The organism is Lacipirellulaceae bacterium, from assembly GCA_040218535.1.
GTDB lineage: Bacteria > Planctomycetota > Planctomycetia > Pirellulales > Lacipirellulaceae > Adhaeretor.
Genome location: JAVJRG010000012.1, coordinates 475467 through 488899 on the forward strand (window position 1 = coordinate 475467; position 13433 = coordinate 488899).

A 13433-nucleotide genomic window follows, 5' to 3' on the forward strand; every position below is an offset into this window, starting at 1 on the left:
AACGTTTCTAACGCGAGCAGCAATCCGAGTCAAGCATAATCTTCTAATGAATTAAATCTTGGCGTTGAGACGGCAACAGACGTGTGCCTAAAAGAAGAGACTTTCGAGACTCCCCCAATAGCGGTAACCTATCAGGCACCGCCAGTCGCCTTCCCCGACCCCCTCCCCTCTCCCTCCTGTTTGCCATGCGCGCCCCTCAACTCAGCCAAGAAATCGATCAACTAGGTCGCCTCTGCGGCGACATCATTCGTCAACTAACCGGAGAAGACGGCTTCAAACTGGTTGAGCGAGTTCGGAGGCTCGCCAGGGAAATGCAACGAGGCGACCAGAAGGCCGCTGACGAACTCGACACGCTTCTCGAAAAACTCGATCCGCACGAAATCGAAATCGTAACCCGCAGCTTTACGGTGTTCCTAGAACTCTCCAATCTGGCGGAGGACCGTCAGCGGGTTCGCGTACTGCGCAACCGGGCACGAGACGCACACCCCCATCCGGCCAAAGAAACTGTCCGTGCTGCCATTGCTGAGTACCATGCCGCTGGACTTACCGCTCAGCAGGTCGAGTCCCACTTAAAACAAGCACGGATCGAGCTCGTACTGACTGCCCATCCGACGGAAGCCAAACGTCGAGCCGTGCGACGCTTGCTGAGCGAGATGCGTCGGCTCTTGGGAAAACTCGACAACGACGAGCTACTGCCAACCCGTCGATCCCAGTTGCTTGAACGGCTTACCGCGCAGCTTTTCAAACTCTCGCAGACGGACTTCCTACGTCCCTGGCGCCCCACAGTCATGCAAGAAGTCGAGCGTGGGCTCTCGATTCGTCACGTCCTGTGGGAGCAAGTCCCCCGAATCACCAACGACCTTCGCGACGCGCTTGCTGAGTATTACCCCGAAGTCGAAACAAAAGATTCACTCGTTGAATACAACTCTTGGATCGGGGGGGACCGCGACGGCAACCCGTTTGTCACGCCGGAGGTAACTGCCCAGACCCTACGCGAGATGCGTGGCATGGCGCTCGAAAAGCATTTGGAAAGCTGCCACGCACTATCGCGTTCGCTTTCTCTCTCTGACCGCCAGACTCCCCCGGACCAATCACTCACCAACGCCATCTGCGATGCCGGATCAAAATGGCCCGAACTGGCCACTGAACTCGACGAGTTGCCGCCGCTTGAATCATACCGACGTTGGCTCCACGTCATCGGCTGGCGGCTTGAGCGCACGGCAGAGGTCGAAGTCAGTGTCGAGGCAACCAATGCGACGGTGCCAGACTCCGCTTTCGCTTCACCGGAAGCCTTGCTAGCGGATTTGAAGATTTTGCAGGAGTCGCTCGTTTCAACGGGCAACGAAGCGATCTATCAGGCAGACGTGCAGCCTTGGATCGACCAAATCAACGCCTTTTCCTTCCACACCGCCCGGCTCGATATTCGTCAGGACTCTGGCGTTTATCGTGAAGTGCTCAACGAAGTTTGGAAGCTTACTGGCGACTGTGACAATGCGAGTGAGCTGGATGAAAAGGCTCGACAACAGCTCCTGGTAGAGACTCTCGGCAAACCGTTCGAGCCGAGCGACAAGCTGTCCGCAGTAGGTCAGGAAACCTTCGAACTCTTCACACTGCTCCGCCGTACCGCGCGACGGTTTGGACTGTCGGCCTTAGGCAGCCATATCGTAAGTATGACGCGGGTACCTAGCGATTTGCTGGTCATTCTGTGGCTCTGGCATTGGTCGGAACAGGTCGATGGCGGCTGGGAAGGTGACCGAGATATGCATTTGCCGTTGGTTCCATTGTTTGAAACGATCAACGACCTGAAGCGTGCCCCTGAGACATTGGCTGACTTACTGGCTGAGCCTGAGTATCGCGAATACGTTCGTCAACAAGGAGATCGCCAGACCGTGATGGTCGGGTACTCCGACAGCACCAAGGACGGTGGCTACCTGGCAGCCCAGTGGGCCCTGCAGTCCGGTCAAACCGGTCTGGCCAGAGTCGCCAAGAGCGAAGGAATCGACTTAACTTTCTTTCATGGCCGCGGCGGATCGCTCGGTCGCGGCGGCGGACCTGCGGCGAAAAGCGTTCTCTCGCTACCCCGTGAGGCCTTCAACGGCACGCTCCGTTTGACCGAGCAAGGCGAGGTGTTAGCGGATCGGTACGATAATCCAGAGATCGCCCATCGACATCTGGAGCAACTCACGTGGGCCGTGCTTACCGCGGTCTCCAAAGATCCAACGCCACCGCCAAGCGAGTGGCAAACGACCGTCGAAGAGCTGGCAGCCTCGGCTTACACCAAGTATCGCAAGCTAGTCGATCACCCCTCGTTCGCTGACTTCTATCGCCGCGTGACACTGATCAATGCAATCGAGCAACTCCCCATTGGCTCGCGCCCCTCCAAACGCAAAAAGGGAAATCGCGTCGAAGACCTCCGGGCGATTCCCTGGGTTTACTCCTGGACGCAATGCCGCTGTCTGCTCCCCGCCTGGTTTGGCCTCGGCAGTGCGTTTGAGGCGTTCGTGGGCAACGATTTCGACAAGGTCGAAGCTCTCCAACAGATGCATCGCGAGTGGCCGTTCTTTGGGATTGCAATCGATAACTCAACCCAAGCGCTCGCTCAAGCCAACATGTCCGTCTTCGCCAAGTACGCGGCGTTAGCGGCTGACATCGACGGCGGCGAGGAACTCGCCGAGGCTATCCTCACCGAGTACGAACGCTCTCGCCACGCGGTACTCGCAATTACCGGCAGTGCCAAATTACTCGACCGGATCCCCTGGCTGCAACGCTCGATCAAGGCACGCAACGGTTACGTCGACCCGCTGAACCTACTGCAGGTAGAACTCCTCCGCCGCGGCTTGCAAGAGAACAACGAAGACCCGGCTGCCAGCGGACGGCTAAATCAATGGGAACATCTCACGCACCTAACCGTGAAGGGCATCTCAACAGGGATGCGGACGACCGGATAAGTGAGTATTCAGTTGTCAGTTTTCAGTGTTCCGTTCTTGTGGCGTCGAACTCTGTCAATTCTCTAGCCCGCGAGCACGGTGATGCTGGGACTGGCTCGCGTGGAGACCGCTGGAGAGACGTAGCTCGCCGGCTATTGCAGCGCTGCCAGTCGACCGAGTAACTAGCACTGAAAACTCTACAGCGTATACCCCTCGCGATACTCACGCCGCACGATCTTCTCCAACGCAGGATCGTCCGGCTTGAGCTTCTTGGCGTCCCACTCGACGCGGCCACCTTTCCAAACAGCTAGGTTGCCTAGCAAAATCGTTTCGGTCAGCGGCCCTCCGTAGTCGACGATGTTCGAGACCGCCATGCTCGGATCGTTCTTCGCGATGGCTGTATAGAACTCCTGGACGTGACCCAACTCCGGTTTGCCCAGCGGCTTGGGATAGTCCACTTGCTGGGGCTCCATCTTTTCGCCCTGGTTGTCCTGCCAGTGGATGCCCCCTTCGGCATAGTCACCGGCTGCGTAGAGATTCCCCTTGCTGCCAACCATCACGCAGCCACTCGCATTGAGCTTGGCTGGTTTGCCGTCTCCTTCAGCTTGCGAGAGGAACTGATCGGTCAGCGAGTTCGGAGGCAACTGGGTGCCGTCGTACCAGAAAAGTTTGAACGCTGCTCGATCACCAAGTGCTGGGAAATCGAATTCAATCCGTGACCATTCGGGATAGCTGTCCTGATTGTGTCCGGAAGTTTCGGCAGTTACGGCTGTCGGGTCACGCATCGTGAGTGCCATGAACGGGAGGTTCACCGTGTGGCACGCCATGTCGCCGAGGGCACCGGTGCCGAAGTCCCACCAGCCGCGCCATTTGAATTCGTGATACCCATCGGCATACGGACGCATCGGGGCGGGGCCGATCCATGATTCCCAATCCAGCGTCTCAGGCACAGGCTTGGGTTCGTGGCGATCTTCACCCTGCGGCCAGACCGGACGGTTGGTCCAGACGTGCACTTCACTGACATCACCAAGCTGCCCGGAGCGAACTTGATAGGCTGCTTGACGCATGGGATCGTAAGCCGTGTACTGATTGCCCATCTGGGTGACCACGCCCATCTCACGGGCGATGTTTTGCAGCTGGCGAGCTTCCCAGATAGAGTGCGTCAGTGGCTTTTGGCAATAGCAGTGCTTGCCGGTCTTCATCGCCTGCGAGGCAATCACCGCATGGGTGTGGTCAGGCGTACTAACGACTACCGAATCAATTCGATCACCCAATTTGTCGAAGAGCTCACGGTAGTCCGTGAACATATTCTCCTTGGGCACTTTATAAAACGGAGCGGTCCGTCCCATCGTGCCGCGATCAACGTCGCAGATGGCGTAGATCTGTCCAAAACGCGAGGCGTTCTTCGTGTCGCTCTTTCCTTTGCCACCAACCCCGAAGGTTGCAATCTGAAGCTTGCCGTTAGGGCTGTTGGAAGGCTGAGCCTGCACCCCGCCGGCTACCCAGTAGCCAACCCCTGCTGCTGAGGCAGCTAGAAATCGACGACGCGAAGTAGTGAAAGGACGGCTAGGCTCTTTGTTCTGAGTAAGGTCTGCACTCATGGCACTCTCTGGGATCGCATGGGAGATGGGCTGTGTAAGCTCCAATCTAGCTAAGTGGAATTGATGGAACAAGCAAGCGAAGCAACTAATTCTTAGTGCGGAAAACTGCTATGCTAAATGAACGCGAGTTTCTACTCTTCGACAAGACTGATTGGAACGTGGAGCAAAAAACGTGTCACTACTGAAGTATCTCACCAAAAATATCGACAAAATCAAACATGTAACGGCCATTCTCGCCCCGCTGGTGACCAGTCAGGCAGCCACCGCCGATACGCAAACCGTAGAATCCGCGCCGCAAACCCTAGAAGCTCGTGTCGAGCAACTTCGCGGAAAGCTCCAAAGAGACGACGCAGGTCAGATCTTAGTGGTCGATCTTGATCGCTGCAAAATGCTCCCCGAGGACATGGCCTTGCTTGAAGGTGAGGACCAACTCAAAAAACTCGTCCTCTGGGGCGCGAACATCAATAACGAAGCGCTCGCCGCGTTGCCCACGCTACCGCGACTGAAAGAGCTGCGACTCTTGAATACTTCTCTGACTGACGAGAGCCTTACTGAGCTGGCTCGCTTTCCCGCTTTGCGCTCGGTAAACCTGCATCGCTCAGCTCAATTGACGGACGCTGGTATTGAACATCTGACGAAGCTGAAAGACTTAACGCACTTCGCGGCCCCTTACACGAAGTTTACTGACGCAGGCATCAAGCAACTTGCCCCCTTGAAGAATCTCCGCTTACTCGACCTGCGGGGTTGCACGCTTTCCAACAAAGCATTGGAAGTGGTCCCTGAGTTACCCCGACTCTCGAGCCTGAAGTTCCGTGCCCCCGGCATCGACGATGGTGGGCTTGAGTCCTTGCTATCGAGCAAGCAGCTTCGTGGTCTGCATTTGGAGGATGCCAAGCTCACGGATTCCGGAATGCAGCAGATTGCCCATCTGGTGAATCTGGATGATTTGAATTTGCTCCGCGTGCCCATCGGCGACGAGGGACTCGCGCCGCTGGCAAACATGCCAAAGATGCGGCAATTGATCCTTCGCGGCACCTACACAACCGATGAGGGGCTTGCAAACTTGGCCAACATGCCGGAGTTGCTGAAGCTCGATCTCAGCGAAACGGGCGTCCAAGGTCCCGGATTGGCTCAGCTAGAAGGTTCGAAGAAGCTCAAGTGGCTTAATCTGTGGAACAGCTTCTTGGACGACTCAGCCATAGAGCACCTGGCAAAACTCACCAGCCTTGAGGATTTGAATCTCAACGCGACGCTGGTAAGCGACGAAGGGCTCGCGAAATTGGTGACGCTAAAGAACTTAAAAAAGCTGTCGATCACCCAAACCTCAACGACCACCGAAGCCGCGGAAAAACTCCAGGCGGCGATTCCGGGGTTGCAGGTGAAGCAGTAAGGTGATGGTTTAGCGAGATCGAAGAACATATGCCAAAGGCGTCAACTCGTTGGCACAGGTCGGCTCTACTTCCAATCCGCCAAACGGACTTTACAGCGTAAAAAACTTGAACTTATAGAACCCGGCTTCTTTCACCAGTGGCTCTTTAAACGGTTCGTTCACGGCTTCGACCAGCTCTTTTCGCAGGGCAACCAGTTCAGGCTCGGTCAGATCATCCGCGGAGAAGCGGCGGACGGCCATCAGCATGTGATGGCGGAGTCGAGGAATGCTTTCGTCCACGATCGTTTGGACGTGATCGCGGTCGCGATTCGTGACTTGCACGAACGCGTGAAAGTTCACGACGCCTCCTTTGCCATCGGGCGTCTTGGGAGGCAGAGTGATGTGGAAGCGGCCAAGGTCGACTTGTTCCAACCGCATCCCGCGGGTGATTTCTCGCCGACGGCTGATCATCCCCTCAGAATCAATGCAACCCACTTGCAGACACATCCCCAGCGCCAGCAGTAAGGTAGTTGTCACATTACCCGGCAATTTAGTGATCATCGCGAAACGGCAGGCCGGAGGGAGCAGAGAATCGCTACAAACGGCCTTTTCAGGAGGTACTGTTACTCTGCAGAAAGCATAGCTTGCCGCCTGGGCCCGTGCGGAGCCTATATTTGGCTATGCCTTCCGCCTTCCAACATCAAACTGTTCGATTTTCCTGGCCAGCCTTGTTGCTAGCGGCGTTTTCGCTAGGAATGGGCGGCTGTGGCAGTGAGCAGGCTCCGCGGCTTGTGGACTACCTGGAAGATCTGGAATTCGACGCGCCCGCGGACGCGACGGTTGAGGTTCCGCTAGGCAGTTACCACGTCCCCGTGGCGATTCCAACCAGAGGAAAAGAGGACCTTACTTGGCGGAGGCTGAAGTTTTCGCTCTATGCGGTCACCGAAGCGAATCGGGAGAAATCACTTCTGGAAGTTCTGGAACACCGCAAAGGACCGTTCCAAGATGAGGTACTGCGAATCGTTCGCAACGTGACCACCGATGAGCTGGAAGATCCACGCCTCTCCAGCGTGAAAATGCGCCTAACGGATATGGCACGTGCCCAGCTCGGCGAGAGCCGCGTCCAGCAACTGGTGATTGTGGGAACGCTCGAAGAGCCGATTTAAGAGAAGGTAAAACCTACTGCCCTCCCCGACCTGAACCATGACCAAAAAACTTCTTCATCGATCGTTGCACTTTCTACTGAGTGCTTTGCTTGTCAGCTTCGCTAGCGAAGCTGCCTATGGGGCTGACGACGCCACTGGGTCGAAGGCGGCAGGTGATGCCGCAACAACTCCAGATGAGAACGCGGAAGCGCAAGAGAAAACGAAGCACATCACTTTCGACCTAGGTACTTTTCGCCTCCGCGAATTCCGCCCGACCCGCAACGATACGGCAATCCTGCTGTTCGCGGTGCATCTCAAACTGCACGATGATGTCTCAGAGAAAACACTGGATCGTTTACAAAAATGGAAGCAGCGATTACGTAACGAAGCGCTCACGGCGGTGCGTTCTGTCGAATTGGCTGACTACCAGGACCCAGGGCTGATTCGTGTGCAGAAAGTCATTCTACTGCGGATCAATCGTTTACTTCCTATGCCTTTGGTCGAACGTATTTACGTGACCGAGTTCACAGTGGGCGATCACTAGCTCACATAGAGAATCTTCTCTCGATTAGTAGAGAACGTCCTTTGTGGCGTTCCGAGCCCAACTCCAAGGAACACCACAGAGGGCGTTCCCTACAGATCTCGTTCGCAGCTCTGAACGAGGCGGCTTGATTTGCGTATAATGAAGACACAATTCTTTCCTATGCAATTCTAGTAAACATTCGACATGTCCTCCTCTCAGGCTCTTTCCCTCGAAACCTTCACTGAACTGGCTGATAGTCCGGAAACTTTGTTCGATAAAGTCGCCCAACAGTTGGCGGCCACCGAGCAATGGCATCGACTGTTCGACCTGCGACTGATGCAGCGCCGGCACCAATTAGGTTTGCCGTTGGAGCGATCTGGGACGCTCGAAGACGCTGACGAAGCGGTGCGCGATGATCTTGAGGCGGGTTACGTGGCCGCTTGTCGCGAGGTGGGGCAGTTGCTCTTAGAGAAGGATCAGCTCCGCGAAGCGTGGATGTACCTCCGCCCGGCGGGCGAGAAGCAACTGGTCCGCGAGTACCTCAGCAGCGTCGTCGCCAACGAAGAGAATTGCGATGCTCTTATTGAGATTTCCCTCCACGAGGGTGTCGACCCCGAGCGAGGTTACGCCTGGTTGATCGCGCATCATGGCACGTGCAACTCGATCACGACACTTGATTCGCTAGCCGGGCAGCTCGATGAGGAGTCGCAACAGGCCTGCGCGGCAATCCTTTTGCGTCATGTCTATGCGGAACTGCAAGGCAACCTTAGGGGGCATCTCCATCGGCTAGAAGGTACGGCACCCGAGGGAATGGCAATTGGCGAGCTCATCGAACAGTTCCCCGCGTTGACCGAAGGAGGCAGCTACCATCTCGATGCTTCGCACTTGGCTAGCACCGTTCGGTTCTCGCGATTGCTCACCGAGCCTGCACTGGTTCAGAAGGCGCTTGAGATCTGCGACTACGGAAAACGCCTGATCGAAGATCTGCAATACCCTGGCGAAGCGCCGTTTGAGAATCTCTACCCAACCCACGAACTGTTTCTCAAGGCAACCCTCGGAGAAGCCGTCGATGAAGCGGTCGAGTTCTTTACCAAGCGTGCCCGTGAAGAACATGCGGCAGAACCAACTCTTGGCGTCCCAACGAACACTGCCGTGGAAACGCTCCTGGTGCTGCTCGCCCGCAACGACCGACATTCCGACGCAATGGAAATCTACGCGGAGCTCGTTCCGCCAGAACGCGGACTCTCCTCGCTGGCACCCACGCTCCTGGAGTTAGCGAGCGTTAGCGGCAACTGGCAGCGCTACGAAGAGCTCTGCCACGAGCGCGACGACTTGGTCGGCTACACCGCGGGCCGCGCAATGCAGACCCGAAAACTCAAGTAATCGAATCCTTACGAGCCGTCAGGCGTCAGCCGACGGGTTGAAGCGTCTTAACGCTCACCAGGCCGAGGCGGTGGCCCGCGACGGCCATCCCGCTCTTGAAAATCTCGCGGCGGTCGGTCAAACGGGCGCTGCTCGGGTCGCTGAAAATCGCCTCGCGGACCACGTGGTCCTCGCTCAGGCGAGCCAAATCCCTCCTGGTCTCTAGCGTTCTGAGGTCCCCGATCATGTGGACCTCGACCTTGCGGCCCTCTCCCCTCGGGTCCTCGCCAAGGCCCCTCGAACTCAGGCCCGTCAAAGCCGGTGCCTGTTTGGTGATGATACATCTCGCGGAGACGCCGCTGCATGTCCTCGGGCGAAAGGCTGAGCAACTGCTCGCGCTTATCCACAGGAAGTTCCTCGGCGAAGAAGCGTTCTAGCTCAGCCTCGGAAACGCCCCCCTTGAGTGCCATCGCTTGGCGCCGCCAGAAGAATACCTGGGCAACTTTGTCTCGCAAGGATAAAGCTTGGTACTCGCTGCGGACTTCCTCGGGTAAAGTCTGCAAAAGGTTTTGCGACTTTTCCAAGAAGGCTCCGAGGCGTTTGAGCTTCTCGATAGAACTGCTTGTGCGGCCTTGGGCCAACATTCTTCTATGGAGCTTAGCTATCTCGTCAGTCGCTTTGACGACTTGTCGTAGCTGCTCGTCATTTAGCGCAAACTTGGCATCCTTTCGAGACTCTGCCAGCCAACGACCGACGGTTTTGGCACGTTCGATCGGATCGCTGATTTGACGCAGCTCGTATTGCTTTGATTCGGAGAGCCCGTCGAGCCACGCTTCGTAGGCAATCAACGTGGGTTCCAAACCTTGCTCAGCCACAGCTTGCTGAAGCTCGACGATTCGCTCCTGCTCTTCGAGCGAAAGCTCTCGAAAGCGAATCGCCTTGTAGCGGAGGTCGGTTCGTTGCTGCTTGTCGAGACTGGCGAGATACGTTTTTCGAGCGCTCATGTCGGCAAAGCTCGCCAACTGGGCAGCCTCTGATTCGACTTCAAGCTGCTCCTCTTCTGTGAAGTCTGCGGGCAGTTCTTCCTGCTTAGCCAGTTGTTGGAGAAACTCAATCTCGCGAAACTGCGTGTAGGCATCCACGTGCATGACTGCCGGGAGATATTCGCGGAGCTGGCGGTTGGGGCTTGTCCAGGCGAGACGGAACATCGCGAAGCCGACAAGCGCTGCCGCCGCTGCGAGTAACCAATTCGAAATCCGCCGTTTACGCTTCACGACCGGCATCGCGGCAGTTTGCTCCTGCACTTCTTTCTCTGCCGCGGTGACCACGAGTTCCATCGTGGTACGCGAGAAGCGGTCGTCGACGGTAGTCACCGGCAACTCGTCCAGAGCGGCCCAGGCTTGTTCCAGTTGCTTGAGTCGCTGACGAAACGCCCCGTCTTCGGCAAGACGTTTTTCGACTTGAGCAGCTTCCGCCGGGCTGAGTTCGCCATCAAGGTAAGCAACGATCAATTCTTGCGTGCTCACGTCGGCGTTTGAGGGGGGTTGCTTACTCAACTTTCGCCCCCTTCTGCAAATAAGGGCCGATGACATCTCGCAGATTGCCACGGGCTCTGGAGAGCAACGATTTTACGGCCGAGGTGCTCAACTGCATGACTTCGCCGATCTCTTCGTAGCTCATGTGTTCAAACTTGTTGAGTAGCACGGCCATTTTTTGTCGATCGTCAAGCGTCGCCACAGCGAGGTTTACGATGTCACGTAATTCTTCTTTGTCGAGTTGTCGGGTGGGCATCTGGCCACTAGCCGCGAGTGCTTGTGCTTCCAGTCCGTTGAAGTTCTCTTCACCACTATGACGTGCGGCAAGGTTGATCTCCTGACGACGAGCGAGTGACCGCCGCGCATTCGACGCCACGTTATTGGCGATCGTGAACAACCATGTCGAAAACTTAGAACCAGGCACGTAGCGTTTCCGAGCGCGGTAAACGCGTAGGAAAACATCTTGCGCTAGATCCTCAGCCATGTCGCGCTTGCCGACCAAATGGGTCATCAACGAAACGAGCCGATGCTGGTAGTTATTCACGAGCTGCTCGAAGGCGGCAGCGTCGTCATCGCGCACCTTGAGCATGAGCCGGACATCCGGATCTTTTGCCGTGTATCGCTGGGCTGTGGTATCAGTGATGGCCAATAGGTACTTCGCAACCGGGGTCGTGGTGGCTCCGCAAGATTCGTCAAGCGGAGCGCCTCACCTCTAGGATAAACCCCGGAGTGCTGCAAAAGTACCGCTCATTCGCTGTTATGCGTAGAGACTAGGAAACCAGCGTTTCGGCGGTGGTTTGGCCGCCACTTTCAGAGAAATCGAGCTCGCCGCGAAGAATCGGCACTTCCAGGGGAGCTTCGATGGCGAGCCGCACACGCCCGCCGTGAGTTTTGACGACCTTCACAACAATGTCGTCGCCGATGCGAATGGATTCATCTTCCTTTCGAGTAAGTACCAACATGCTTTGCTCCTTCTTCTCTTTGATCAACACTTCCATGTGAGGGATTCGACAAACGTTTGCGTCGAACCGAAACTCACTTCACTCTTGATGGCGGAACTATAACGGTTTGATAATTCGCACACAATACGAATTTAGATTCCTTGCTAGCAAGTGCTAAAAAACTGCCAGAACATGGGTAAATCTGTTTCAGTAACGTGAGTCTTGGTATCTAGCGAGGATTGCATTGCTTCGATTTGCATAGCGTGCAAAATATTCGCTTACGATTGATACGAGCGGCGTCAGAGGAGTTATCGAATCTGCCACTCAAGAGGCGTACCGTGTAGTGCGGGTTCGCTTAACTTCCATTAGCGAAGTCGATGCGAAGTTTTATTCCCAAAACAAATCATAGACGGCCCTATGGAAACCCCTCACCTCGAAGAGCTGCTGCTCGTCGCCCTGCGACGCATCACACGGGCGATTAGTTTGCGTTCGCAGGTCTTGCAGAAAGAGATCGGGCTCACCTCGCCGCAGCTAGCAGCGCTTCACGCGATTGCTCGCTTGCAGCCCGTGGCGACCGGCAAGATCGCTACGGAGTTGCACCTTGGTCAGCCAACCGTCACCGGTATTATCACGCGGCTTGAGCAAGGCGGTTTCATCACCCGGACTCGCGGTGCAAGCGATCGACGCAGCGTTGCGATCACGCTGACCGCGAAAGGCTCCGAGAGCCTCGCCACGGCACCCTCGTTGCTCGAGTCGAAATTCCGTAAAGAACTTGGCAGCCTGCCCGAGTGGGAGCAGGGTCAGATCCTTTCAACTTTGCAGCGCGTGGCCGACATGATGCAAGTCAATCCGGATAATCCGGGTGCCAAGCTAGACGTTGCTCAGCCAGGCGAAGCTCCTAGCAAGACAACACCGTGATTACTGACGAAGCGGCAACGAACGATCCAACACCTTCACGCCGTTTGTGGCGTCAACGCTTCTTCTTGATCACTTCGACACTGCTTTGTTTAGCCGTTGCTCACGTCTATTGGCATCAACCTGACGCGTTGGCGGCGGTGACGCTGATCCCCGCTTGGTGTTGGATTGTTCCTGCTTACGTCCTGCTCCGATACGGGATGAATCGGACGCATCGTGCGGAATCGTGGCTCAGCTTGCTACTTTGGGGCGTGTTCTTCGGACTGTTCGTCGACGAAATCCCCAGCCTGTGGCGCGGGCTGACGTCGACCGCTTCCGCTGAGCGACCGGCCTATGACAGACCGGAGGCAATTCGCGTTGTTACCGCAAATTGCTCTCAAGGAACGATTGAGGCGGTAACACGCACGCTCGAGTTTCAGCCCTCGATTCTTCTGCTCCAGGAATCCCCGGGGAAAGAAGCACTTTCAGAGATCGCTGTGGAGTACTTCGGTGACGGCGAAAGCCTACTCCACGGACAAGACACGTCGATCTTGGCGAAGGGAAAGATCACAGCTCACGAAGTGCCGCGAGATGTGAAATGCCGTATGGCGAGGGTGGAACTTACTGACGGGCCGACGCTGTTAGTCGTGTGCCTGCGACTCACGCCTCCGCCGGCGCGCATCGATTTTTGCAGTCCTGAATTCTGGAAGGCACACGCCGAGAATCGTCGCCAGCATCGGCAAGAACTCTTGGACATATTAGCTGAGGTAGAGAGTCTCAACAGTTCACATCCCGTGTTGATTGGTGGAGACTTCAATTTGCAACCGCGTGACACAGCGCTCGATTCGCTCAGAAAGAACTTTCGCGACGCGTTTCGTGAAGTTGGCCACGGCTGGGGGCACACGGGGACGAACGCCTTTCCGCTGTTCCGAGTCGACATGCTGTGGTCGAGCGAAACACTCAAACCGCTGAGCGTGATCGCCGATTACAACGAGGCGTCAGACCACCGGCTAGTAGTTGGCGATTTCGTAGTGGAGTAGAGGTGGCGTTGTAACATCCTGAGCCGCCAGGCGTCAGCCGGCGGGTAGTACTCCCACCGATTCTCACCCGTCGGCTAACGCCTGACGGCTCGGGGA

Annotated in this window: 12 protein-coding genes; 7 read left to right on the forward strand and 5 right to left on the reverse strand. The window is 56.4% G+C overall.

Features of this window, described 5'->3' with window-relative positions:
- Positions 1–185: 185 nt before the first annotated feature.
- A complete protein-coding gene (gene ppc / locus RIB44_15935; protein MEQ8618065.1) occupies positions 186–2948 on the forward strand; it encodes a phosphoenolpyruvate carboxylase in 2763 nt (920 codons plus the stop codon).
- A gap of 176 nt (positions 2949–3124) precedes the next feature.
- Here the strand turns inward: ppc and RIB44_15940 are convergent, their stop codons facing one another.
- The gene (locus RIB44_15940; protein ID MEQ8618066.1) at positions 3125–4528 is read right to left on the reverse strand and encodes a Gfo/Idh/MocA family oxidoreductase; all 1404 of its coding nucleotides are present in this window, start codon (positions 4526–4528) and stop codon (positions 3125–3127) included.
- A gap of 172 nt (positions 4529–4700) precedes the next feature.
- Between RIB44_15940 and RIB44_15945 the strand changes: the two genes are divergently transcribed.
- Positions 4701–5918, forward strand: a complete 1218-nt coding sequence (locus tag RIB44_15945) for a hypothetical protein (GenBank protein ID MEQ8618067.1) — start codon at positions 4701–4703, stop codon at positions 5916–5918.
- A gap of 90 nt (positions 5919–6008) precedes the next feature.
- Here RIB44_15945 and RIB44_15950 read toward each other — a convergent pair whose 3' ends face one another.
- The gene (locus RIB44_15950) at positions 6009–6458 is read right to left on the reverse strand and encodes a flagellar basal body-associated FliL family protein (protein ID MEQ8618068.1); all 450 of its coding nucleotides are present in this window, start codon (positions 6456–6458) and stop codon (positions 6009–6011) included.
- A gap of 119 nt (positions 6459–6577) precedes the next feature.
- Here RIB44_15950 and RIB44_15955 point away from each other — a divergent pair, with 119 nt between their 5' ends.
- The 3 genes from RIB44_15955 (at position 6578) to RIB44_15965 (ending at position 8948) form a co-directional block, all read left to right on the forward strand.
- The gene (locus RIB44_15955) at positions 6578–7063 is read left to right on the forward strand and encodes a hypothetical protein (protein ID MEQ8618069.1); all 486 of its coding nucleotides are present in this window, start codon (positions 6578–6580) and stop codon (positions 7061–7063) included.
- A gap of 37 nt (positions 7064–7100) precedes the next feature.
- Complete coding sequence (locus RIB44_15960; protein MEQ8618070.1) at positions 7101–7586, forward strand: flagellar basal body-associated FliL family protein; 486 nt, start codon at positions 7101–7103, stop codon at positions 7584–7586.
- Between the two features lie 183 nt (positions 7587–7769).
- Positions 7770–8948, forward strand: a complete 1179-nt coding sequence (locus RIB44_15965) for a hypothetical protein (GenBank protein MEQ8618071.1) — start codon at positions 7770–7772, stop codon at positions 8946–8948.
- A 47-nt stretch (positions 8949–8995) separates the two neighbouring features.
- Here the strand turns inward: RIB44_15965 and RIB44_15970 are convergent, their stop codons facing one another.
- From RIB44_15970 to RIB44_15980, 3 genes are all read right to left on the reverse strand, one after another.
- Positions 8996–10483: a zf-HC2 domain-containing protein gene (locus RIB44_15970; protein ID MEQ8618072.1), complete on the reverse strand. Its 1488-nt coding sequence runs from the start codon at positions 10481–10483 to the stop codon at positions 8996–8998.
- Positions 10476–11111 (reverse strand): sigma-70 family RNA polymerase sigma factor, encoded by a 636-nt coding sequence (locus RIB44_15975; protein ID MEQ8618073.1) that lies wholly within the window; start codon positions 11109–11111, stop codon positions 10476–10478. The genes RIB44_15970 and RIB44_15975 overlap by 8 nt, the downstream gene beginning before the upstream one ends.
- A gap of 121 nt (positions 11112–11232) precedes the next feature.
- A complete protein-coding gene (locus RIB44_15980) occupies positions 11233–11424 on the reverse strand; it encodes a carbon storage regulator (GenBank protein MEQ8618074.1) in 192 nt (63 codons plus the stop codon).
- 396 nt (positions 11425–11820) lie between these two features.
- On the opposite strand from RIB44_15980, the gene RIB44_15985 reads away from it, so the two are divergent.
- Both RIB44_15985 and RIB44_15990 read left to right on the forward strand, forming a co-directional pair.
- Positions 11821–12321, forward strand: coding sequence for a MarR family transcriptional regulator (locus tag RIB44_15985; protein MEQ8618075.1), 501 nt, complete (start codon positions 11821–11823; stop codon positions 12319–12321).
- Entirely contained in the window at positions 12318–13337 is a 1020-nt protein-coding gene (locus tag RIB44_15990; protein ID MEQ8618076.1) for an endonuclease/exonuclease/phosphatase family protein, read from the forward strand. Before RIB44_15985 ends, RIB44_15990 begins: the two co-directional genes overlap by 4 nt.
- Positions 13338–13433 lie beyond the last annotated feature (96 nt).

Excerpts from the sequence above, each read along its gene's own strand:
- RIB44_15985 (MEQ8618075.1), top strand. The coding sequence starts at position 11,821 with ATGGAAACCCCTCACCTCGAAGAGCTGCTGCTCGTCGCCCTGCGACGC.
- RIB44_15965 (MEQ8618071.1), top strand. The coding sequence starts at position 7,770 with ATGTCCTCCTCTCAGGCTCTTTCCCTCGAAACCTTCACTGAACTGGCT.
- RIB44_15955 (MEQ8618069.1), top strand. The coding sequence starts at position 6,578 with ATGCCTTCCGCCTTCCAACATCAAACTGTTCGATTTTCCTGGCCAGCC.
- RIB44_15950 (MEQ8618068.1), bottom strand. The coding sequence starts at position 6,458 with ATGATCACTAAATTGCCGGGTAATGTGACAACTACCTTACTGCTGGCG.
- RIB44_15960 (MEQ8618070.1), top strand. The coding sequence starts at position 7,101 with ATGACCAAAAAACTTCTTCATCGATCGTTGCACTTTCTACTGAGTGCT.
- ppc (MEQ8618065.1), top strand. The coding sequence starts at position 186 with ATGCGCGCCCCTCAACTCAGCCAAGAAATCGATCAACTAGGTCGCCTC.
- RIB44_15980 (MEQ8618074.1), bottom strand. The coding sequence starts at position 11,424 with ATGTTGGTACTTACTCGAAAGGAAGATGAATCCATTCGCATCGGCGAC.
- RIB44_15940 (MEQ8618066.1), bottom strand. The coding sequence starts at position 4,528 with ATGAGTGCAGACCTTACTCAGAACAAAGAGCCTAGCCGTCCTTTCACT.